General features: G+C 69.5%; 21 protein-coding genes. 10 read left to right on the top strand and 11 right to left on the bottom strand.

Annotated elements, in window-relative coordinates:
* Positions 1–223: 223 nt before the first annotated feature.
* Genes BST38_RS16440 through BST38_RS16425 form a run of 4 tightly spaced genes read right to left on the bottom strand, consistent with a single transcriptional unit; the run spans position 224 to position 4315 of the window.
* A complete protein-coding gene (locus tag BST38_RS16440) occupies positions 224–481 on the bottom strand; it encodes an HPr family phosphocarrier protein (RefSeq protein ID WP_083144403.1) in 258 nt (85 codons plus the stop codon).
* Between the two features lie 36 nt (positions 482–517).
* Positions 518–2539, bottom strand: coding sequence for a PTS fructose transporter subunit IIABC (locus tag BST38_RS16435; RefSeq protein WP_083144402.1), 2022 nt, complete (start codon positions 2537–2539; stop codon positions 518–520).
* A 4-nt stretch (positions 2540–2543) separates the two neighbouring features.
* Positions 2544–3539 (bottom strand): 1-phosphofructokinase family hexose kinase, encoded by a 996-nt coding sequence (locus tag BST38_RS16430; RefSeq protein ID WP_083144401.1) that lies wholly within the window; start codon positions 3537–3539, stop codon positions 2544–2546.
* On the bottom strand, positions 3536–4315 hold the full coding sequence (locus BST38_RS16425) for a DeoR/GlpR family DNA-binding transcription regulator (RefSeq protein ID WP_083144422.1): 780 nt from the start codon (positions 4313–4315) through the stop codon (positions 3536–3538). The genes BST38_RS16430 and BST38_RS16425 overlap by 4 nt, the downstream gene beginning before the upstream one ends.
* A 111-nt stretch (positions 4316–4426) precedes the next feature.
* On the opposite strand from BST38_RS16425, the gene ptsP reads away from it, so the two are divergent.
* Entirely contained in the window at positions 4427–6121 is a 1695-nt protein-coding gene (gene ptsP / locus BST38_RS16420; RefSeq protein WP_181791978.1) for a phosphoenolpyruvate--protein phosphotransferase, read from the top strand.
* Here ptsP and BST38_RS16415 read toward each other — a convergent pair.
* A complete protein-coding gene (locus tag BST38_RS16415) occupies positions 6118–6357 on the bottom strand; it encodes a hypothetical protein (RefSeq protein WP_083144400.1) in 240 nt (79 codons plus the stop codon). The two genes, ptsP and BST38_RS16415, sit on opposite strands and share 4 nt — an antisense overlap.
* A gap of 106 nt (positions 6358–6463) precedes the next feature.
* Here BST38_RS16415 and BST38_RS16410 point away from each other — a divergent pair, with 106 nt between their 5' ends.
* A complete protein-coding gene (locus tag BST38_RS16410) occupies positions 6464–7438 on the top strand; it encodes a pirin family protein (protein WP_083144399.1) in 975 nt (324 codons plus the stop codon).
* Positions 7439–7442: 4 nt separating this feature from the next.
* Here BST38_RS16410 and BST38_RS16405 read toward each other — a convergent pair whose 3' ends face one another.
* Positions 7443–9593 (bottom strand): FUSC family protein, encoded by a 2151-nt coding sequence (locus tag BST38_RS16405; RefSeq protein ID WP_083144398.1) that lies wholly within the window; start codon positions 9591–9593, stop codon positions 7443–7445.
* A gap of 150 nt (positions 9594–9743) precedes the next feature.
* On the bottom strand, positions 9744–10310 hold the full coding sequence (locus BST38_RS16400) for a TetR/AcrR family transcriptional regulator (RefSeq protein ID WP_083144397.1): 567 nt from the start codon (positions 10308–10310) through the stop codon (positions 9744–9746).
* A 154-nt stretch (positions 10311–10464) separates the two neighbouring features.
* Here BST38_RS16400 and BST38_RS16395 point away from each other — a divergent pair, with 154 nt between their 5' ends.
* The 7 genes from BST38_RS16395 to BST38_RS16365 all read left to right on the top strand — a co-directional run bounded on the left by BST38_RS16395 (position 10465) and on the right by BST38_RS16365 (position 16990).
* On the top strand, positions 10465–11100 hold the full coding sequence (locus BST38_RS16395) for a TetR/AcrR family transcriptional regulator (RefSeq protein ID WP_181791979.1): 636 nt from the start codon (positions 10465–10467) through the stop codon (positions 11098–11100).
* Between the two features lie 140 nt (positions 11101–11240).
* Entirely contained in the window at positions 11241–12176 is a 936-nt protein-coding gene (locus tag BST38_RS16390; protein WP_083144395.1) for an SAM-dependent methyltransferase, read from the top strand.
* A gap of 74 nt (positions 12177–12250) precedes the next feature.
* Positions 12251–13657, top strand: a complete 1407-nt coding sequence (locus BST38_RS16385; protein ID WP_083144394.1) for an aldehyde dehydrogenase family protein — start codon at positions 12251–12253, stop codon at positions 13655–13657.
* Positions 13658–13689: 32 nt separating this feature from the next.
* A complete protein-coding gene (locus tag BST38_RS16380) occupies positions 13690–14553 on the top strand; it encodes an SDR family oxidoreductase (RefSeq protein WP_083144393.1) in 864 nt (287 codons plus the stop codon).
* A 6-nt stretch (positions 14554–14559) separates the two neighbouring features.
* Positions 14560–15528 (top strand): NADPH:quinone oxidoreductase family protein, encoded by a 969-nt coding sequence (locus BST38_RS16375; RefSeq protein WP_083144392.1) that lies wholly within the window; start codon positions 14560–14562, stop codon positions 15526–15528.
* A gap of 253 nt (positions 15529–15781) precedes the next feature.
* Positions 15782–16480 carry a haloacid dehalogenase type II gene (locus tag BST38_RS16370; RefSeq protein ID WP_083144421.1) on the top strand — a complete coding sequence of 233 codons (699 nt, stop codon included), beginning with the start codon at positions 15782–15784 and terminating at the stop codon, positions 16478–16480.
* A gap of 27 nt (positions 16481–16507) precedes the next feature.
* On the top strand, positions 16508–16990 hold the full coding sequence (locus BST38_RS16365; protein ID WP_083144391.1) for a DUF456 domain-containing protein: 483 nt from the start codon (positions 16508–16510) through the stop codon (positions 16988–16990).
* 35 nt (positions 16991–17025) lie between these two features.
* Here BST38_RS16365 and BST38_RS16360 read toward each other — a convergent pair whose 3' ends face one another.
* From BST38_RS16360 to BST38_RS16345, 4 genes are all read right to left on the bottom strand, one after another.
* Positions 17026–17925 carry an alpha/beta fold hydrolase gene (locus tag BST38_RS16360; protein ID WP_083144390.1) on the bottom strand — a complete coding sequence of 300 codons (900 nt, stop codon included), beginning with the start codon at positions 17923–17925 and terminating at the stop codon, positions 17026–17028.
* 6 nt (positions 17926–17931) lie between these two features.
* The gene (locus BST38_RS16355; RefSeq protein WP_083144389.1) at positions 17932–18732 is read right to left on the bottom strand and encodes a tyrosine-protein phosphatase; all 801 of its coding nucleotides are present in this window, start codon (positions 18730–18732) and stop codon (positions 17932–17934) included.
* Entirely contained in the window at positions 18732–20012 is a 1281-nt protein-coding gene (locus tag BST38_RS16350) for an acyl-CoA dehydrogenase family protein (protein ID WP_181791980.1), read from the bottom strand. Before BST38_RS16350 ends, BST38_RS16355 begins: the two co-directional genes overlap by 1 nt.
* A 62-nt stretch (positions 20013–20074) precedes the next feature.
* The gene (locus BST38_RS16345; protein WP_083144387.1) at positions 20075–20740 is read right to left on the bottom strand and encodes a phosphodiesterase; all 666 of its coding nucleotides are present in this window, start codon (positions 20738–20740) and stop codon (positions 20075–20077) included.
* Positions 20741–20810: 70 nt separating this feature from the next.
* Between BST38_RS16345 and BST38_RS16340 the strand changes: the two genes are divergently transcribed.
* Positions 20811–22334 carry an FAD-dependent oxidoreductase gene (locus BST38_RS16340; protein ID WP_083144386.1) on the top strand — a complete coding sequence of 508 codons (1524 nt, stop codon included), beginning with the start codon at positions 20811–20813 and terminating at the stop codon, positions 22332–22334.
* Position 22335 lies beyond the last annotated feature (1 nt).

Here is a 22335-nt window from a genome sequence, read left to right as displayed (position 1 = left end):
CCCTGAAACGGAGGCCCGGTGCGTACCGGGAAGCAGGGCATTCAGCAAACACGCCGACACGGCAGCCGGGGCCCGAGAACTCCCCTTGGGCGCACGCATCGCAGACACATCGGCCATGTTAGGGGCGCTCAGGGAGGGGTCATTCCGCTTTCTTTTCGCGCCGGGCTCCTGTGGCAGTGGCGTCCGCAGGCGACGACAGCGCCCCGATCACCGCGGTCAGGCGCTATGCGTCGAGGTCCTTCTGCACCAGCTCGGCGATGGTGTTCATCGCGTTCTCGTCATCGGAGGACACGGTGACCTGTGCGCCATTGCCCGCCCCGAGCGTCATGATCATCAAGGCCGAACCGGCGTCGACGGGTTCGCCGCCGTCCATCGACAGCGTGACGGGCACCCCGGCCTCGACGACGGCCTCGGCGATGATCGCGGCGGGACGGGCGTGCAGGCCGATGGCCGATCCGACGATGACGGTCTTGCTGGGCATGGATTCTCCTTTATCGGGGGTTGACGTTTCGGATGTTCAGGCGGCGACGAGTTCGGTGTCGGACTTGGCGCCGGGTTTGACGAGCTGTTTGGCCGCGATGACCGCGAGTGCCGAGGCGATGGTGCCCGCGGCCAGGGCGACCACGAACCACAGCAGGTTGCCGATCGCGAAGAACACGAAGATGCCACCGTGCGGCGCGCGCAGTGTCACGCCGAACGCCATGCACAGCGCACCGGTGATGGCGCCGCCGAACATCATCGACGGGATCACCCGCAGCGGATCCGCCGCGGCGAACGGGATGGCACCCTCGGAGATGAACGACGCGCCGAGAAGCCATGCGGCGCGGCCGTTTTCCTTTTCCGGTTCGCTGAACAGACCCGGTCGGATGGTGGTGGCCAGGGCCATCGCCAGCGGCGGCACCATGCCTGCGGCCATCACCGCGGCCATCACCTGGAACGAAGCGGTGGTGGAGGCGGCGAGGCCCGCGGTGGCGAACGCGTACGCGGCCTTGTTGACCGGTCCGCCGAGGTCGAAGCACATCATCAGACCCAGGATCACGCCCAGCAGCACCGCCGAGGTGCCGGTGAGGCTGTTCAGCCAGTCGGTCAGGCCGGTGTTGATCCACGCCAGCGGGCGGCCGATCAGGAAGAACATGATCAGCCCGACCGTCAGCGACGCGACCAGCGGAATGATCACCACCGGCATCAGGCCGCGCAACCACCGCGGGGCGTCGAACCTGCTGATCCACAGTGCGGTGAACCCGGCAATCACACCGCCGAGGATGCCGCCGATGAAGCCGCCGCCGACGAACACCGCCAGCGCGCCGGCGGTGAAACCCGGTGCAATGCCGGGCCGGTCGGCGATCGCGAAGGCGATGTAGCCGGCAAGCGCTGGGACCAGGAAGCCGAACGCCAGGTTGCCGAGGGCGAACAGGATCGCCCCGAGGTACTGCGTGAATCCGCCGTCGGGCAGGTTGGTCAGGGAGTTGTTCAGCGCGATGTCGTTGGCGATGTCGGAGATCTCGTAGCCGCCGAACAGGAATCCCAGGGCGATCAGCAGGCCACCGGCGGCGACGAACGGAATCATGTAGCTCACACCGGTCAGCAGGATCTGCCGGGTCCTGGTACCCCAGCCGACATCCCCCGACGGCGCGTCCGGCGCCGCCGAACCCGACCCCTCCACCCGGGCCGCCTTCGGGTTATCCGCTGCGGCAACGGCTTCGGCGATCATCTTGGCCGGTTCGTTGATGGCCCGCTTCACCCCCGACGCGATGACCGGCTTCCCGGCGAAGCGGCCCCTGTCCTTGACTCCGACGTCGGTGGCGAAGATGACCGCGTCCGCTTCGGCGATCGTCGCGGCGGGCAGCGGCGTGCTGCCCGAGGATCCCTGGGTCTCGACGAGCAGGTTGACCCCGGCGTCCTTCGCGGCCTGGGCCAGCGAGTCGGCGGCCATGTAGGTGTGCGCGATGCCGGTCGGGCACGCGGTGATCGCGACGATCGTCTTCTGCGCCTTCGGCGCGGCGGGCGTCTCCGCCGGAGGCGCCGCGGGTGCCGCGGCCGGGGCGGCAGGTGCGGCGGCCGGTGCGGCCGGGGCGGGGTTGACGACCCCGTCGACCAGTTCGACGATTTGGTCGGCGGTGGTGGCTGCGCGCAGCGCCTCGACGAAGTCCTTGCGGACCAAAGCCCTTGCCAGACTCGACAGCAGCTTCATGTGCTCCTGGCCGCCGGAATCCGGCGCCGCGATCAGGAACGCGAGATCGGCGGGGCCGTCGGGGGCGCCGAAGTCCACCCCGGGTTTGAGCCGGGCGAAGCCGATGGTGGGGGTGTCGACGTACGGGGAACGGCAGTGCGGGATCGCGATCCCGCCGGGCAGGCCGGTCGCGGACTGCTCCTCACGCGCCATCGCCGCACCGATCAGACCCTCGGCGTCGTTGGTGCGCCCGGCCCCGGCCAGCGCCTCGGCGAGCCTGCGGATCACCGCCTGCTTACCGCCGTCGACCGCCGTGTCGAGCAGGACCAGATCGCCGGTGATGATCGGCAGTGGGGTGGAGCTGGTCATGGCGCTACCTTGTCTCTGAGTTACTGCTGGTTGACGCGATGGGTGAAACAGGGGATACCCGAACTCCGTTGAGATCGATCTCGCTGGGCGACGGCAATGTGGTCCCCGGCAGGGCGGCGGCCGCGCTGCCGTAGGCGACGGCCATCTGCAGCCGCTGCGGCGGAACCGCGCCACCGACTTCGGCACGCAGGTATCCCGCCAGGGACGAATCCCCCGCGCCGACGGTGCTGCGGGGCACGATCGGGGGCGGCGTCGCCATCCACGCACCGCTGCCGTCCACCAGCACGGCCCCGGCGGCGCCGAGGGTGGCCAGCACCGCGCCGATGCCCCGATCGATGAGCTGCCGGGCGGCGGCGACGACGGGTCCCGGATCACCTTGGGCGACAGCATCTTCGAGATGCTGCGCCGACAGGCCCAGGATGCCGGCGAGTTCTTCGGCGTTGGGTTTGATCAGGTCGGGTGCGCCGTGGTCGAGGCCCTCGACGAGCGCGGCCAGGGGTGCGTCGGAGGTGTCGACGGCGACCCGGCAGGGCCGGCTCGCGAGGTGTGCGACGACGGTCGCGTACCACGACGCCGGGATGCCAGGGGGCAGCGAACCCGACATCACCACCCAGTCCGCGTCGCCGGCCGCGTCGAGCACCGCGTCGGTGAACGTTCGCAGCGTCACGTCGTCCAGCGTTGCGCCGGGTTCGTTGATCTTGGTGGTGGTGCCGTCCTGTTCGGTGATGGCCAGATTGGTGCGGGCGGGCTCGCCGGTGCTCACGATCCGGTACGGCACCGCCGCCGCCTGCAGCGCGTTGATCAACGGGTCGTTGGTGGCCGCGGGCAGCACCGCGACGGCGTCGACACCGGCCATCGTCAGCACCTTGGCGACGTTGACGCCCTTGCCGCCGGCCTGATCGGTCACCGACGTGACGCGATGCACCGCGCCGCGGACCAACGGGACGGGCAGCGTGACGGTGCGGTCGATGCTGGGGTTGGGGGTCACGGTGACGATCACTGGGGTCCTCCTGCGCAGATGATCTCGACGCCGTGCCCGGCCAGTTCGTCACGGTCGGCGGCGGAGATCTCGGGATCGGTGATGAGGGTGTCGACGCAGGAGATCGGTGCGAAGCTGACGAACTCCTCCCGCCCGACCTTCGACGAATCCGCGGCGACGACGACGTAGTTGGCGGCGTTGACCATGGCCCGCTTGACGGCGGCCTCGTCGTTGTCCGGGGTGGACAGGCCGTGCCGGGCGCTGATCGCGTTGGTGCCGATGAACGCGATGTCCACCCGCAGCGTGTCGAGCACGCGCAGCGCCTGCTCGCCGACCGCGGCCTGGGTGACCCCGCGCACCCGCCCGCCGAGCAGTTGCAGGGTGACCGAGGGCATCGTCGCCAGCCTGGCGGCGATCGGAACGGAGTTGGTGACGACCACGAGTTCGCGGTCGGTGGGGATCTGCCCCGCGATGCGCATCGTGGTGGTGCCCGCATCGAGCAGCACGCTGGCTCCGCCCAGGGGGAAGAACTCCGCCGCCGCGGCCGCGATCGCGTCCTTGTGTTCGGCGCGGGTCACATCGCGTTCGTTGACGCCGGGCTCGACCAGTTGCAGCGACCGCACCGGCACCGCGCCGCCGTGCACCCGCCGCACGATGCCCGCCTTGTCGAGGACGGCCAGATCGCGGCGCACGGTCTCGGTGGTCACGTCGTAGGCCTGGGCCAGTTCGGTCACCGACGCCCGCCCCCGGGACATCACCAGGGCCGCGATGGCCTGCTGCCGCTCTTCCGGGTACATGGAGCTCCGCATTTGCGAGTTGTGTGGGTATCGTGCCGAATCAATGTTGATATTTTTGGTTTTACTACTGAATGTGTTGACTTGTCAAGGGATTTCTGTAACCTAGTTCACATGACTTCGGATACCTCGCGTGCATCACTGTTGGCGGGCGCCGTGCTTCACGGGGTGCCGGTGGTTCCCGGAATCCAGTACGCCCCGGTGATCCGGCCCGGCAAACTTCCCGACCTCGACCTCCCGGCGGACGCGCAAGTCCCCGAGGGTGAACGCGAGGCGGAGAGGGAGCGGTTCAGCACGGCAGCGGCGGCGGTGGCCGACCGGCTGCGCGAGCGTGCGGCCCACGCGACCGGCCCGGCCTCCGAGGTGCTCGCCGCGACCGCGACCCTGGCGACCGACCGCGGCTGGCTGGGCGCGGCCGAGAAACGCATCAAAGACGGCGCGCCCGCGGTGCGCGCGGTCGACGGCGCCATCGACCAGTTCGTGGACGTGTTCACCAAACTGGGCGGCCTGATGGCCGAACGCGTCACCGATCTGCGTGACATCCGCGCCCGCGTCATCGCCGAACTTCAGGGCCTGCCCGAGCCCGGCGTCCCCCTCCCCGAGGAACCCTCGATCCTGTGCGCCGAGGACCTCGCCCCGGCCGACACGGCCGGGCTGGACCCCGAGCTCGTCGTCGCGCTGGCCACCACGCTGGGCGGGCCGACCAGCCACACCGCGATCATCGCCCGCCAGCTCGGCATCCCGTGCGTCGTCGCGGTCACCGGCCTCGACGACGTCGCCGCGGGCACCATGGTGATGGTCGACGGCACCCGGGGAACGGTCACGGTGTCCCCGGACGCGGAGTCGGCGCGCTCCCAGATGGCGGACGCGAAGCGGGCGACCGATGCCGCCGCGAGCTGGACCGGCCCCGGGGCGACCGCCGACGGCCACCCGGTCGCGGTGTACGCCAACGTGCAGGACGGGGCCGCCGCACGCGCCGCGCGCAACACCCCGGCCGAAGGCATCGGGCTGTTCCGCACCGAGTTGTGCTTCCTGAACACCGACACCGAACCCACCGTCGACGAGCAGGCCAAGATCTACGCCGAGGTGCTGGAGGCCTTCCCGGAGAGCAAGGTGGTGATCCGCACTCTCGACGCGGGCTCGGACAAGCCGCTGAAGTTCGCCGGTCACCCCGACGAGGCGAACCCCGCGCTGGGTGTGCGCGGTTTCCGTATCTCCTTCAACAACCCGGGTCTGCTGCAGCGCCAGCTCGAGGCCATCGCGCTCGCCGGTGAGCGGACCGGTACGTCGCCCTGGGTGATGGCGCCGATGATCGCAACCCCCGAGGAGGCACGGAACTTTGCCGAAAGTGCACGTTCGCACGGATTGATCCCGGGGGTGATGATCGAGGTGCCTGCCGCGGCGCTGCTCGCCGACCGGATCCTGGAGCACGTCGAGTTCCTGTCGATCGGCACCAACGACCTCGGGCAGTACACGATGGCCGCCGACCGGATGTCGGCCGAGCTGGCCACGCTGACCGACCCGTGGCAGCCCGCCGTGCTGGCCTTGGTCGCAATGACGGCGAAAGCCGGTGTGGCCGTGGGCAAGCGGGTCGGGGTGTGTGGCGAGGCGGCGGCCGACCCGCTGCTGGGCTGCGTGCTGGCCGGATTGGGGGTGTCGTCGCTGTCGGCCGCCGCCGCCGCGGTGCAGGGCGTCGGCGCCAAACTGTCGCAGGTCACCATGCAGCAGTGCCGCGCCGCCGCCGACGCCGTCCTCGGCGCCGCGAGCGCGGCCGAGGCCAGGGCCGCGGCGCTGGCCGTGCTGGGTTAGACCGTCCAACCCGTCTGCTGCGGCCACGACTCGACATCGCGGCCCTCACACCGCAACCGCACATATTCGTAGCCCCGTTCGCCGGCCTCGGCCGTGGTGTCGGCGTAGACGCGCCGCGCCTCGTGCTCACCGCCGCGGGCCACGGTGGTCTCCTCGGCGCCCGCCGCGGGATTGCCCCGGTCGTAGGCGGTCGCGGTCACCACCTCCCATTGCGTGGAGCCGTCGCTGTCTGTCATGGCCCCTCCTCTCCGGGAGGCGGGTACCCCGGGTCGCGCGCAGTGCACACTGGGAGCACCCAGACGCCCCGGGAATTATTCGGACCACAGTCCGGTTAGGGTGAGCATGCCTGCTATCACCGCGAACACGCTAGAACTGCCGCGGATCGGACGACCCACGGCCACCGATACCGAACGTCCCGTGCGGACCATCACGACCGGACCGCGCGGCTTCGAGGGCGAGGGATTCCCGGTCGTCCGGGCCTTCGCCGGGGTCAACCCCCGCGAGCTCGACCCGTTCATCCACATGGACCAGATGGGCGAGGTCGAGTACGAGCCGGGCGAGCCGCGCGGCACCGACTGGCATCCGCATCGCGGGTTCGAGACGGTCACGTACATGATCGACGGGCGCTTCGCGCACCAGGACTCGCACGGCGGCGGCGGCCTGATCACCGACGGCGCCACCCAGTGGATGACCGCCGGGTCGGGCATCCTGCACATCGAGACCCCGCCGGCCGAACTCGTCGACAGCGGGGGGCTGTTCCACGGCATCCAGCTCTGGGTGAACCTGCCGAAGCAGGACAAGTTCGCCGCCCCGAGATATCAGGCGATCGAAGGGGAACAGGCCGCGCTGCTCGCGTCCGACGACGGTGGCGCCTTGGTGCGCATCATCGCCGGCGATATCGACGGGCGCTCCGGGCCGGGTGCGACGCACACCCCGATCACGTTGGCGCACGCGACGATCGAGCCCGGCGCGCAATTGAACCTGCCGTGGAACCGGGACTTCAACGCGCTGGTGTACGTGCTGTCGGGCCGCGGCGCGGTGGGCCCTGTCGGACATCCGATCCAGCAGGGCCAGTTGGCGGTGCTCGGCCCCGGCGACCGCATCACCGTGTCCGCCGAGGCCCGGCAGGACTCACACCGCCCCGCCCTGGAAGTGCTTCTGCTGGGCGGCAAGCCGATCCGCGAGCCGATCTTCCAGTACGGACCGTTCGTGATGAACACCAAGTCCCAGATCCTGGAAGCCGTCGAGGATTTCCAGGCGGGCAAGTTCGGTGCGATCCCGCCGGACGCGCTGCGGCCGCACCGCCCGTCGCGATGACGGGTCAGGACTCGGCCGGGTTCCACGGGTAGATCAGCTCGAGCTCGCCGATCACTGCGGCGGCGGTGAGCAACGGCAGGGCCGCGGCGACACCGAGGTTGTCGGGGATCGCCTCCGCGCGCAGGGTGCGGACGAAGTCCTCACTGATCGGCACCCAGTGCCCCGTCGGTTCGCCGCGTCCCGCGACGCGCTGGCAGATCGCGTCCACGTGGGACTCCAGCACCGCGCGCAACTTCGGGTAGGCCCCCAGCGGCGGCGGGGTCGGGATGTCGGCGATCAGGTCGGCGGCGCTGCGCAGCCGGGTGGCGCGGTTGAACGACCGCACCACCGGCGCGCGGAAGTCGGTCTCGCCGCTGCCCTCCGAAAGATACTGCCGCACAGCATCATCGATGACCCGCGACGCGTCGAGCGCCTGGTGGCCGAGGGTGGCCACCTCGTCGTTGCGGCCCTCGTACGCGCCGCGGGTGACGCGCAGCACTGCCGCCCGCAGATATCGGGCGGCGACGAACCGGGCCGAGTCGATCGCGCGGGTCACCGACGCGGTCGCACCGCGCGGCCACATCAGCACCGACACCACGACACCCACCATCGCGCCGACGAACACGTCCTCGACCCGGATCAGGCCGACCTCCCAGCCGGTGGGCACGATCAGGTTGAAGAAGATCAGCACCATCATCGTGAACGCGGCCTGCGCCGCGGTGAACGACGCGATCTCGGGCACGTAGGCGGAGCCGAACACCGCCAGCGGCATCAGGATCCACAGCACCACCGGGTTCACCCCGACGAGACCGATCAGCACCGCACCGAGCAGGAACCCGATGCCGGTCCCGACCACCGCACGCCACACCCGCGTGCCGGTCGTCAGGGCGCTGCTCCGCAACACCGACAGCGCACCGAGCACCACCCAGAACCCGTGCTCGACGGGAAAGACGTGGGTGACGGCCACGGCCAGCGCCAGCCCGAGGCCGGTGCGCAGGCTGTTGCGCACCGCGACCGAGCGGTTCTCCAGGAACCCGGTGGTGATCTTCGCGGCGGCAACGGTTTCCGGCAGCAGCCGGTCCGACGCACCGGTCGGAGGCAGCCGCCGGCCCAGTGCCCGCGCCCACACCGGGCGCGCGTCGGCCGCGGCGGCCACCGCGATGATGCGGCCGGTGGCGATCACCGTCGCGGCAATGGTGCGGCGGCGCAACAGATCACGGCCCAACGCGACGGCCTCGTCGTCGTCGGCGCAACCGAGGATCTCGTCGAGGTCCTCGCGCCAGCGCCCCCGCGCGGCGGTGCGCAACGCCATCAGCGCGGCCTCCAACTCCGCGCGGGCCATGTCGCGGTCCGCGGGCCTGGTGATGCTGAGCACGCCGGCCGCGGCGCGCAGCACGCGCACCACCGCGTCCTTGTCCCGCAGGGTGACGCCGGTCGAGGCGCCGGTGCGATCGGCCACCCACTCCAGGTCGTCGACGACGCGTACCAGTGCCCGGCTGCCCGCGGTCAACCCGACCGGCCGAAAATCGGCTCCCAGGAACGTTTCCCGCAGCGCGTCCATCGCCCGGGTGACATCCTCGGCCGTCGCGGTGCCGTCCAGCCGGTCGGCCAGGGTGGCGCACGCCCGCGCCGCGCGGCGCCGCAGTTGACCGTGATGACGCGGCGGCAGCAGGAACAGCGCGGCGGGCACACAGACCGCCAGGGCGATCGCCCAGCCGAGCAGGCGTTCACTCACCGGACCCGGCGGCGTGCAGGCGGGTAGTACGAAGGTCAGCAGGGTGGCGCGCTGGCCGGCGGCCAGCGTTTCGCTGAGCACCCCGGAGAAGGTCACCGCGACACCGAGCACGAACATCGCGGCCACCGCGGGCCACGGATGCGGCGCGACCAACGTGCCGAGGGTGATGAGAACACAGCCGTTGAAGCCGAGTCCCAGATAGGCCACCGCCCGGTTCTGCCGGTTCCCCGGGAAATCGGAGAACACCAGCAGCGCCACCGATCCGAAAATGGTGAACATCAGTGTTTGTGAACTGCCGCCGGCGAGCGCGAAGCTCAGCCCGCCGGCCGCCGGCACCACCATGGCGGCGCGCAGTGCCCGGCGCAGGGCGTCCCGGTCGGGATCGCGCCGCGCAATCCGGTCCGCGATACGGGTGCGCGCCCCGTCCCCGGCCGTGCGCATCAGTCCCCGAGCCCGGCAGCGACGCCCCAACGCGTCGAAAATGGCGATAGTAAGCGAACCGTAACAATTTGCTGCGGCGTAGAAACGCGGACGCGGTGGACTGCTCCGGCGGCGATCAGGGCGGGCCGTGGCGCGACGGTGCGGACGCGCTTACTCACCGGGCGGCACCGACTCGAATCGGCCCGCGTCGAGAGCGTCGAGGAGCTGGTCGACCAGCCACCGCAATCCCCCGATGTCCCGGGGCAGCAGGGCCTGCTCATAGCCCACCAGCAGGTAGACCGCCCAGGCCGCGAACAGCTCCGCCTGGCGGGTGTTCTCGACGATCTGCAGCGCAGAGTCGTACAGCACCTGAAACCGCTGACGGTCCACGTCGGCCTGGACGGAACGCACCTCGGGATCGATGAAGCTCCACACCCTGATCGCGGACTCCGCACCGTGCGGAAGGGTCAGACCGAATTCGATGAGCCGGCCGATGCGTTCGCGCGGGTCGGGTTCGGACTGCACGGCCTCGACCACCCGCACCGTCAGGCCGTCGTGCCAGTACTTCACCAGCTGCCCCGTGTACGCGCCCCAGTTGGTGAAGTAGTGGTAGAACGAGCCGGTCGTGACCCCGAGACGCTGGCACACCTCGGCGAGCTTCAGCCCGCCGTAGCCCTGATCGGACAGGACTTCCAGGCCTGCGTCGAAGAACGCCTCCCGCGATGACACCGCCCCCATGTCAGAAACCCTAGTTCGATATCGCAGGTTGCCCAGTCAGCCTCGTGGATCGGCGCTCGGGCCGGCCGCGACGGGGTTTGCTGACCGGTCTCCGAGCGGTAACGACGGGAAGTTGCGTCACCGCCCGCCACGTGGCGTGTGGCACAATTTGACCGTGCCGTATACGGCTAGTCGAGGCCCAGGACGTCCTCCCGCAGCGAAGGCAGCTGAAACACGGGAGCGCATTTTGCGCGCCGCTCGCGAAGTGTTCAGCGAACTCGGGTACGACGCAGCGACGTTCCAGGCGATCGCCATACGCGCCGATCTCACCAGACCCGCAATCAATCACTACTTCGCGAGCAAACGCGTGTTGTGGTCCGAGGTGGTCGAGCAGGTGAACGCGACCGTCCTCACCGAGGGTGTCGCCAGGGCCCGCGAGCAGTCGACGCTCGTGGACCGGTTGACCGCCTTTTTGTCGGTTGCCACTCAGGCCGACTCCGAAGACCGCTCCGCGGCGGCGTTCCTGGTCACGTCGGTGCTGGAGTCCCAGCGCCATCCCGAGCTCGGCAATGACGAGCACGACTCGATGAAGAATTCGCGCGCGTTCGTGTCGTGGGCCGTCAACGACGCCATCGCTCGCGGCGAGCTGAGCAGTGACACCGACGTCGACCACCTCGTCGAGATGCTGGTCGCGGTGGTCTGGGGGATGGGCTTCTATGCCGGCTTCGTCGGTGACCGCTCCGACCTGAGCGCCGTCGTGCACAAACTCGAGCTGCTGCTCGCCAACAAGCTCTGGAACGTCGCCGACTAGTACCGGGTTGCGTAGGCGTGCTCACCTATTTGCCTGCTGATTTGCCGCTGTAATTTCGCCCACAGCAGAGTCTGACACCCCTATTTATTAGATAGACTTGCGAAGTATTCGTGTCTCTTTCGACCCCCCGGAGTTGAGTTATGAGTTCACTTCGCACCGACAACGACACCTGGGACATCGCGTCCAGCGTCGGGGCCACCGCAGTGATGGTCGCCGCGGCCCGAGCCGCCGAGACCGAACGCCCGAACCCCCTGATCAACGATCCGTACGCGAAGCTGCTGATCGCCGGTGCCGGCACCAGCGGAGCCTGGCAGTTCATCGCCGACCAGTCCGCGGTCGCGCGCATCGCCGAGACCGACCCCGAGATCGGCGCGATGTTCGAGCACATGAGCAGCTACCAGGCCGTGCGCACCCACTTCTTCGACGCGTTCTTCGCCGACGCGGCCGCTGCCGGCATCCGTCAGATCGTCATCCTGGCCTCCGGCCTGGACTCGCGGGCCTACCGGCTGACCTGGCCCGCCGGTACGACCGTGTTCGAGATCGACCAGCCGCTGGTGCTGGAGTACAAGACGTCACGGCTGGCCGAGCACGGTGTGCAGCCCACCGCGGACCGCCGCGAGGTGCCCATCGACCTGCGCCAGGACTGGCCGGCCGCGCTCAAGGCCGCCGGCTTCGACCCGGCCCAGCCGACGGCGTGGCTGGCCGAAGGCCTGCTGATGTACCTGCCCGCCGATGCCCAGGACCGGCTGTTCGAGCAGATCACCGCACTCAGCGCGGCCGGCAGCCGGGTCGCCGCCGAGTCGATCGGGAATCAGGCGCCGGACCGGCGCGAGAAGATGCGGGAGCGTTTCGCGTCCATCACCGCGCAGCTCGGCGTCGACGAGCCGATGGACATCGCCGAACTGACCTACGAAGACGCCAACCGCGCCAACGTCGCCGACTGGCTGAACACCCACGGCTGGCGGGCCGAGCCCACCGCGGCCCAGGACGAGATGCGCCGCCTCGGCCGCTTCGTCGAGATTCCCGACGCCGACGAGGAGTCCTTCTCGACGTTCACCACCGGGGTCAAGTCCTGAGGTCTTGACACCTGTTCACCAACCAGATGGTTGGTTAGGATTCGGGTTACTCCGAGGTCAGGAAGGGCCCCATCATGACCACCGAATCCGTAGCCCCAGTTCAGGCCGCCGAAGGCGCCGACATTCCCGCCATCGTGCAGCGGCTCCGCCGTACCTTCGCGACCGGTCGCACCCGCAGCGTGCAGTGGCGCAAGGAGCAGTTGCACGCGCTGGAACGGCTGATGAGCGAGAACGAAGGCGCGATCACCGAGGCGCTGGAGAAGGATCTGGGCCGCGCTCCGTTCGAGGCGTGGCTCGCCGACATCGCCAGCACCACCGGTGAGGCCGCCTACGCCGCCAAGAACGTCGGCAAGTGGATGAAGCGCCGCTACCGCCTGCTGGAGGCCTCCCAGCTGCCCGGCCGCGGCTGGATCGAGTACGAGCCCTACGGCACCGTGCTGATCATCGGTGCATGGAACTTCCCGTTCGCGCTGACGCTCGGACCCGCCGTCGGCGCGATCGCCGCCGGGAACACCGTCGTGCTCAAGCCCTCCGAGGTCGCCCCGGCGTCGTCGGCGCTGATGGCCGACCTGGTGCCGCGCTACCTGGACAACGACGCGGTCGCGGTCGTCGAGGGTGACGGCGCGGTCAGCCAGGAACTCATCGCGCAGGGCTTCGACCACCTGATCTTCACCGGCGGCACCGAGATCGGCCGCAAGGTCTACGAGAGTGCCGCCTCGCATCTGACCCCGGTCACGCTGGAACTGGGTGGCAAGAGCCCGGTGATCGTCGCCAAGGACGCCGACGTCGAGGTCGCCGCGAAGCGCATCGCGTGGACCAAGCTGATCAACTCCGGCCAGATCTGCATCGCCCCGGACTACGTGCTGGTCGAGGCGCCGGTCCGGGACAAGCTCGTCGACGAACTCCGCAAGACCATCGACGCGTTCGAAGCCGGTAACACCGCCGGCAAGCGGATCGTCAACGAACGGCACTTCAACCGGCTGTCCACCGCGCTGGCCGCGACGAAGGGCAAGGTGGCCATCGGCGGCAGCACCGACGCCGCCAACATCACGATCGCGCCCACCGTCGTCGTCGACCCGGACCCGGCCGAGCCGCTGATGACCGACGAGATCTTCGGGCCCATCCTGCCGGTCGTCACCGTGCAGAACCTCGACGAGGCGATCACGTTCGTCAACTCCCGGCCCAAGCCGCTGGCGGCCTACCTGTTCACCAAGGCCAAGGCGGTGCGCGAGCGCGTCATCAAGGAGGTCCCGGCGGGCGGCATGCTGGTCAACCACCTGCTGTTCCACTTCGCGACGCACAAGCTGCCGTTCGGCGGTGTCGGCCCGTCCGGTCTGGGCGCCTACCACGGCAAGTTCGGCTTCGAGGAGTTCAGCCACCGCAAGTCCGTGCTGACCAAGCCGACCCGACCCGACCTCACCGCGATGATCTACCCGCCGTATACAGAGAAGGCGTTCAAGCTGGCGCGCAAGCTGTTCTAGATTCGTTTCGACCCTTTGAGAGAGGAACATCAGTGCCTGGAGTGCAGGATCGTGTCATCGTCGTCACGGGTGCCGGAGGTGGACTGGGCCGCGAATACGCCCTGACGCTCGCCCGCGAGGGCGCCAGCGTCGTCGTCAACGACCTCGGTGGCGCGCGCGACGGCACCGGCGCCGGATCGGCGATGGCCGACGAGGTGGTCAAGGAGATCAAGGACGCCGGCGGCCGCGCCGTGGCGAACTACGACTCCGTCGCCGAGCCCGAGGGTGCCGAGAACATCATCAAGACCGCCGTCGACGAGTTCGGCAAGGTCGACGGCGTGGTGTCCAACGCGGGCATCCTGCGCGACGGCACCTTCCACAAGATGACGTTCGAGAACTGGGACGCCGTGTTGAAGGTGCACCTGTACGGCGGCTACAACGTGATCCGCGCGGCCTGGCCGCACTTCCGGGAGAACGGCTTCGGCCGCGTCGTCGTCGCGACCTCGACCAGTGGTCTGTTCGGCAACTTCGGTCAGGCCAACTACGGTGCCGCCAAGCTCGGCCTGGTCGGCCTGATCAACACGCTGGCCCAGGAAGGCGCCAAGTACAACATCAAGGCCAACGCCGTCGCACCGATCGCCGCGACCCGCATGACGCAGGACATCCTGCCGCCCGAGGTGTTCGAGAAGCTGACCCCCGAGTACGTCGCGCCGATCGTGTCGTACCTGTGCACCGAAGAGGTGCCCGACACCGCGTCGGTGTTCATCGTCGGCGGCGGCAAGGTGCAGCGGACCGCGCTGTTCCAGAACGAGGGCGTGACGTTCACCGAGGTGCCCTCTGTCGACGACGTCGCCGCCAAGTGGGGCGAGATCACCGATCTGTCGGCAGCCGAGCGGGCTACCTTCAGCCTCGGCTGATACTTGATGAAAGCACTTGTCGCACAAGAACTGACAGGTCCGGCAGGGCTGGCCTACACCGACGTCGATGAACCCGGCGGCACTGACGCCGTGGTCATCGACGTCGGTGCCGCCGGCGTCTGCTTCCCGGACCTGCTGATGCTGCGGGGCGAATACCAGATGAAGGTGCCCGCGCCGTTCGTTCCCGGTCTGGAGGTCGCGGGTACCGTGCGGTCTGCCCCAGAAGGCTCGGGTTTCGTTGCCGGACAACGGGTTTCAGGTTTCAGTCTGCTCGGCGCGTGGGCCGAACGGGTCGCGCTGCCGGTGGGCAGTGTGGTCCCGACCAACCCGGCGCTCGACGACGGGGCGGCGGTCTGCCTGCTGGGCAACTACTACACGATGTACTTCGCTCTGCACCGCCGCGGCGGGCTGCGGCCGGGCGAGACGGTGCTGGTACTCGGCTCCGGCGGCGGCATCGGTACGGCGTCGATCCAGATCGCGAAAGCCCTGGGTGCCAAGGTGATCGCGATGGTGCACCGTGAGTCGGCCACCGACTTCGTCAGGTCACTGGGTGCTGACGTGGTGCTGCCGCTGACCGACGGCTGGCTCGACGCGGTCAAGGCCGAGACCGGTGGCCGCGGCGTCGACCTGGTGGTCGACCCGATCGGCGGGGACACGTTCGACGATGCGGTCCGCGCACTGGCGACCGAGGGCCGGCTGCTGGTGATCGGTTTCGCCGCCGGCGGGATCCCGACGGTCAAGGTGAACCGATTGCTGCTGCGCAACGTGAGCGTCGTCGGCGTCGGGTGGGGCGAGTTCGTCAACCGCACACCGGGCGCGCAGGCCGAGGTCGGCGCGGCGCTGGCCGAACTCGTCGACGACGGCCTCAAACCGCCTGACCCGGTGCGGTATCCGCTGTCCGAAGGGGTCGCGGCGCTGCAGGCGTTCGCCGACGGTGCGGTGAACGGCAAGCTCGTCCTGGAGCCGGGCCGATGAGCGCTTGCGCGAAGAGCAGGTAGCCGTGATGAGCGCTTGCGCGAAGAGCAGGTAGCCGTGATGAGCGCTTGCGCGAAGAGCAGGTAGCCGTGATGAGCGCTTGCGCGAAGAGCAGGTAGCCGTGATGAGCGCTTGCGCGAAGAGCAGGTAGCCGTGATGAGCGCTTGCGCGAAGAGCAGGTAGCCGATGAGCGCTTGCGCGAAGAGCAGACAGCCGTGATGAGCGCTTGCGCGAAGAGCAGGTAGCCGAGCCGGTGATCAGAGCGCTCGCCTTCGACGTGTTCGGCACCGTCGTGGACTGGCGCTCCAGCATCATCGCCGAGCTCACCGCGTTCGGCCGCGAACACGGGGCCGACGCGGACTGGGCGCGGTTCGCCGACGACTGGCGCGCCGGGTACGCCCCGGCGATGGACCGGGTGCGCCGCGGTGAGCTGCCGTGGACGCCGATCGACGATCTGCACCGCGGCAGGCTCACCGAGCTGCTCGACGGGGCCGGGATCGCGGTCAACGACACCGCGATCGACCACCTGAACCGGGCATGGCACCGGCTGCAGCCGTGGCCGGACGCCATCGCAGGGCTGGAACGGCTGAAGCGGCGCTACACGATCGCGACGCTGTCGAACGGCAACGTGTCGCTGCTGACGAACATGGCCGCCCGTGCTGGCCTGCCGTGGGACAGCGTGCTGTCGGCGGAGATGTTCGGGCACTACAAGCCGGACCGCGAGGTGTACCTGGGTGCGGCGCGTGCCCTCGACGTCGCGCCTGCCGAACTGATGCTCGTCGCCGCCCACCCGTCCGATCTGCGGGCGGCCCGCGACGCCGGTCTGCACACGGCCTATGTGCACCGTCCGCTCGAGTACGGTGCCGGTCGCGACAGACCCCGTCCGGCGGCGGGGGAATTCGACGTCACGGCAGAGGATTTCGGTGACCTCGCCGATCAACTGGGCGCCTGAGCGGCCGGGCGACGTAGGCTCGCCGGCATGAGCATCGGCGGCCTCGTCCTCGTCGCGCTGGTGATCGCGATCGGCCTGGTCGGCATCGTGGTGCCGATCCTGCCGGGCGGGATCCTGGTGATCGGCGCCATCGCGGTGTGGGCGTTCGTCGTCAACACCACGGTGTCCTGGGTGGTGTTCGCGATCGCGGCCGCGCTGTACGTCGCGTCGCAGATCATCAAGTACACCTGGCCGGTGCAGCGGATGCGCGCGGCCGACGTGCGTACCTCGGTCCTGGTGGTCGGTGGCATCGCCGGCGTCGTCGGGTTCTTCGTCATCCCCGTCATCGGGCTGCTGATCGGCTTCGTGCTCGGGGTGTTCGTCGCCGAGCTCAGTATCCGGCGCGACGCGACCCGCGCGTGGGTGTCGACGTGGCACGCGCTCAAAGGAGTCGCACTGTCCGTCGGTGTCGAACTGGCCGGTGCGCTGCTGGCGACTGTGGCGTGGGTGGTCGGTGTCGTGCTGACGTGACCCTGTAGGGCAGATTTCGGCAGTGAGAACGTCGGTCAGGTGATCGACCAGAGCTCCAGCAGCGTGCGCAGGGTCGCCACCAGCGGCAGCGGCTGGTCCAGCATCGGATGGTGGCCGGCCTCGGCCAGTTCGATGAAGGGTCCGCGCAGCTGCAGGATGTCTTTGACGACATCGGCCATCTCGGGTGGAACCAGACCGTTCTCGCACCGCAGGTAGCCGATGCGACACGGCATCTGGTTCATCATCGCTTCCATGACCTCCTGCTCGGCAGGAGTCTGCTCGACGAGATGCCCGCCGAAGATCCCCGGGTCGAATTTCCAGACCCATCCCTTGAGCGTGCGCCGCACCGACTCGCTCGCGATGTGCGCCGAGACGTACGGCAGCACCCCGTCCTGTGCCGGGACCGGCCGGAACCGGCCGACGATCTCGTCCTTGGAGCGGTACGCCTTCGGGGACCTGCTGCTACGGCTGAGGTCCCGTTCTTCCGGTGCGCGGTCACGCAGCGGCGAGTCGACCACGACGATGCTGTTGATCCGGTCGCCGAACAGTGAGGCCGCCGTCGCGGTGACCCAGCCGCCGAGGCTGTGACCCACGATTGTCGGGTGCCCGTCGGACTCCGCAGCCGCGGCGGCCATGACCTCGCGCGCCCAGAGCCGAAGATCGTAGGAATCCCTGGTGCCGCTGTCGCCGTGTCCCGACAGGTCGGGGGCGACGACGCGGTGGGTGGCCGACAGCAGCGGCGCGATGTGGTCCCACCAGCCGGAGTGCGCGGCACCGCCGTGCACCAGCACCAGCGGCGGGTTCTCCCGCTCGCCCCACACCCGAACATGGATCTCGGCGCCTTCGACGTCGACGCGCGAGTGCTCCGGCTTGTCGGCCAGCGCGGTGGTGAACCACGCGGGTGTCTCGGCGACCGGCCGGGAGCGCGAGAACACGACGGGCTAACCGTGCAGCGCGGCGCGCAGCCGGGTGAGGTCTTCGTCGGTGACCCCGGCCGACTCCAGGTAGCCTCGCAGGGAACCGAATTCGGTGTCGATGGTGCGCCGGGCGATGTCGAGGTACTCCTCGCGGACCCCGAGTACCGCCTCGGTGAGATTGGCCTCGGCGAGCTCGATGATCTCGGGGGCCTCGGCCGCGCGTACCCGCACCGACTCCAGGATGCTCTCCCGAAGCTCCGGCACCGCCGCGTTGCTGCGAAGGTAGTCGGTCATGATCGCGTCGCGGTCGGCGCCGGCGGCTTCCAGCACGACGGCGATCGTGAACCCGGTGCGGTCCTTGCCGGCGAAGCAGTGCGCGAGCACCGCGCGGCCCGATCCCAGCAGCGTGATCACCCGGTGCACGGCGCGCTGGGCGAGCGGGGCCTGCGCGATCCGGCCGTACTCCTCGGACATGTAGCGCGCGGCCGCCGCGCCGGCGGGTTCGCCGTCGGGCTTGTCGCTCATCATCCGCTGGAACGCGTGCTCGTGCGGGGACTCCCCGTCGGCGGCGACCGTCTCGATGAAGGGCAGGTGGTGGATCTGCACCTGGGCGGGCACCAGGCCGGGGCCGTGCCGCTCCAGTTCACGGGCGGTGCGCAGGTCGGCGACGTCGGTGACGCCGTATCCGCCGAGCGCGATGCGGCCGGCGTCGTCGAGCCGGGACAGCTCACTGGCCCGGAACAGCCGGCCCGCGGCCACGCCGGTCTCCTCGGAGACGTCGCGGAAGTTCCACGCCCCCGAGAGTTCGTGCCCGGTCGAGGGCACTAGCGCGTCACCGCCGTACCGGACTGGCCGCCCGCGGCCGTGCTGGATTGGCCGCACGCGGCCGCTACCAGCGCGGACTTCTCTTTCCCCAGCTCCGCCCGCGCGATCGTGCGCATGTGCACCTCGTCGGGGCCGTCGAACAGCCGCATCGCGCGGTGCCAGCCGTACATCCGTGCCAGCGGGAGGTCGTCGCAGACTCCGGCCCCGCCGTGCACCTGGATCGCCCGGTCGATGACGTCGCACGCCATCTGCGGGGCGACGGCCTTGATCTGCGCGACGAGCAGTTGGGCGTCCTTGCTCTTGTTGCCGTGCTGGTCGATGGTCCAGGCGGCCTTGTGGCACAGCATCCGGGTCTGTTCGATCTCGTTGCGCGACTTGGCGATCGACTCGCGCACCACGCCCTGCTCGGCCAGCGGCTTGCCGAATGCGATGCGGTTCTGCACCCGGTCGACCATCAGCGCCAGCGCCCGCTCGGCCGCGCCGATCGCGCGCATGCAGTGGTGGATACGGCCCGGTCCGAGCCGGGCCTGGGCGATCGCGAAGCCGGAGCCCTCCTCGTCGAGCAGGTTCGACGCCGGCACCCGCACGTTGTCGAACACGATCTCGCAGTGCCCGTGCTGGTCCTGCCAGCCGAACACCGGAAGGGACCGCTCGATGGACACTCCGGGCGTATCGGTGGGCACCAGGATCATCGACTGCTGCCGGTGGCTGGGGCCGTCGGGGTTGGTGCGGCCCATCACGATCATGATCTTGCAGCGTGGATCGGCGGCGCCGGTGATCCACCATTTGCGGCCGTTGATGACGTAGTCGTCGCCGTCGCGCTCAATAGTCGTTTCGATGTTGCGGGCGTCGCTGGAGGCCACCGCGGGTTCGGTCATCGCGAACGCGCTACGGATCTCGCCGGCCAGCAGCGGCTTGAGCCACTGCTCGCTCTGCTGCTCGTTGGCGAACAGGTGCAGCGTCTCCATGTTCCCGGTGTCGGGGGCGGCGCAGTTGGTCGCCTCGGGGGCGATCTCGGGGCTCCAGCCGGTCAGCTCGGCCAGCGGCGCGTACTCCAGGTTCGACAGCCCGGAGATCGACGGGAGGAACAGGTTCCACAAGCCGCGCTCCTTGGCCTGCTTCTTGAGTTCCTCGACCACCGGCGGGACGGTGTGGTCCTTGGGCCCGGCTTCCTCGCGATACCGGTGGTACGACTCCTCGGCCGGGAAGACGAACTCGACCATGAAGTCGGTCAACCGCTTGTGATACTCGGCCGCCTTGGCTGACATCGCGAAGTCCATGAGGCCACGATATGACACGTGTAAACGTGCACTTCGCGCAGGTCGGCGGACCGAAAACCGGCCTACTCCGCGCCGCGGCCCTCCCGGCTGTTGCGGTACGCGGCGTGGCGCAGCGAGGTCAGCCATCCTGGCAGCAGCGTCACCGCGGTGCCGCTGCGCACGGTCGGGTCGAACGGCTGGTCGCAGCCCGGGTCGTCATCGCACAGCTCCCGGTCGAAGGTCAGTGTCGCGAGCGGAAGAAACGGTCCCACCCCGAACGCCTGCTCGACCTCGAACTCGATGGTGCCGCCGGTGAGCTGCTCGCGGACCGCGTCGAGCGAGAGCCCGCCGTCAAGCGGGGTGGTCATCGTCGCGCGCAGCCAGAAGATTCCGCCGGGGTAGCCGAGCGGCATCAATGTGGAGTACTGGGCCGCGTTCCAGGACGCGACGGGACGCAGCGCGACCCGCGCCGACGACGACACCGTCAGCACGTCCCAGGGCTCGGATCCGTCGGCGTCGCGTTCCATCCGCCACGCCAGGCCGGCGAAGTCGGGCAGCGAGCCCGGCGTTCCGACGCCCTTGGAGACCCGTCCGATGACATCGCCGGACACCAGCGGCAGGCCTTCCTTGGCGGGGGCGGTCCGGGTGACGGTGCCGCCGCACAGCACGCCGGTCGGATGGAAGAACCGCTTGTCGCGCAGCGCCGCTCCGGCCCGGACGGGAAGGGTGGTCAGTTCGGAGATGCTCATCTGCCCTGACTGCCCGGTTCTGAGCCGGTGAAACCGTTTGGGCCGGTGCCGACCGGGTAAACCGCGCGCCATGTCATCTCTGTGGACCGACGGCCGCGCCGAATCCGCGTCACGCCCAGATGAGGTGGACGGTGTCCGGACCGCCGATGTCGTCGTGGTCGGCGCCGGGATCACGGGTCTGACGACCGCACTGCTGCTGTCCCGCGCGGGCAAGAAGGTCGTGGTCGTCGAGGCCCGCCACATCGGTGCGTGCGCGACCGGCAACACCACCGGCAAGGTCAGCGTCCTGCAGGGAAGCAAGCTCGCCCACATCGCGTGCAAGCACGGTACCGAGACACTGCGTGCCTACGTCGACGGCAACACCGAGGGTCGCGACTGGTTGCTGCGCTACTGCGACGAGCACGGCATCAGCGTGCAACGCGAGGACGACCACGCGTACGCCCAGAACGGCAGGGGAATCAGCACCGCCAGAAGCATTCTCGACGCATGCCGGGAGGCGCAGCTGGACGCGCAGTGGGTCGACGAGGCCGACGTCCCGTTCCCGTTCGCCGGTGGGGTGCGGCTGCGCGACCAGGCGCAGCTCGATCCGATGCCGTATCTGAGCAGCGTGGTCACCGAACTGGAACGCCACGGCGGCACCGTGCTGCAGGGCGTGCGCGCGACATCGGTGTCCGGGGTGCGGTCGGTGATGGTGAAGCTGCGGATGACCACTCCGCGAGAGAGCACGGAACCCGACGACACCCGCGATCAGTACTTCGCCATCACGGCCGGAAAGGTGGTGCTGGCCACCGGGATTCCCGTGCTGGACCGCGGCTTCTTCTTCGCCAGGGCCGAACCGATGCGGTCCTACTGCATGGCTTTCGACGTCCCGGGCGACCTGACCCGGCCGATGTTCATCTCTGTCGACTCCCCGACCAGGTCGGTGCGGTACGCACCCACTCCGACGGGCGAGAAGCTGATCGTCGGTGGCGCAGGGCATCCCGTCGGACGGTCCGACGATCCGAAGAGCGCGGTCGACGAGCTGACCCGCTGGGCGACGCTGCACTACCCCGGCGCGGTCAAGACGCACTTCTGGTCGGCGCAGGACTACCATCCCGCCGACGAACTGCCCTACGTCGGCCCACTGCTCCCGAAGCTCGACAACATCCTGGTGGCAACGGGTTTCGACAAGTGGGGGATGACGAACGGCATCGCCGCGGCGCTCGCGTTGTCCTCGCGGATCCTGGGCGGCCGGATGGACTGGGCGCAGGCGTTCGCGAGCTGGAGCCCGCACGAGCTCAGCGGGATCCCGACCGCACTGCAGATGAACTTCGAGGTCGGGTTGCACCTGGCCAAGGGATGGGTGACGCCGATGGGCACCCCGGCGAAGCGGCCCGCCGAGGGGGAGGGCATCGTCTCGGGCCCGCCGTGGAACATGCGCGCGACCAGCGTCGTCGACGGGGTACAGCGCACGGTGTCGCCGGTGTGTCCGCATCTGGGCGGCATCGTCGAGTGGAACAACGTCGATTTCGCCTGGGAGTGCCCGCTGCACGGGTCGCGGTTCGCCCCCGACGGCTCGCTGCTGGAGGGCCCGGCGACCTGCGGCCTGAGTTAGG

The sequence above is a fragment of the Mycolicibacterium parafortuitum genome, assembly GCF_002086815.1.
Classification (GTDB): domain Bacteria; phylum Actinomycetota; class Actinomycetes; order Mycobacteriales; family Mycobacteriaceae; genus Mycobacterium; species Mycobacterium parafortuitum.
The sequence above is the reverse complement of the archived record's forward strand: the minus strand, read 5'-3'. Positions and strand labels throughout refer to the sequence as shown.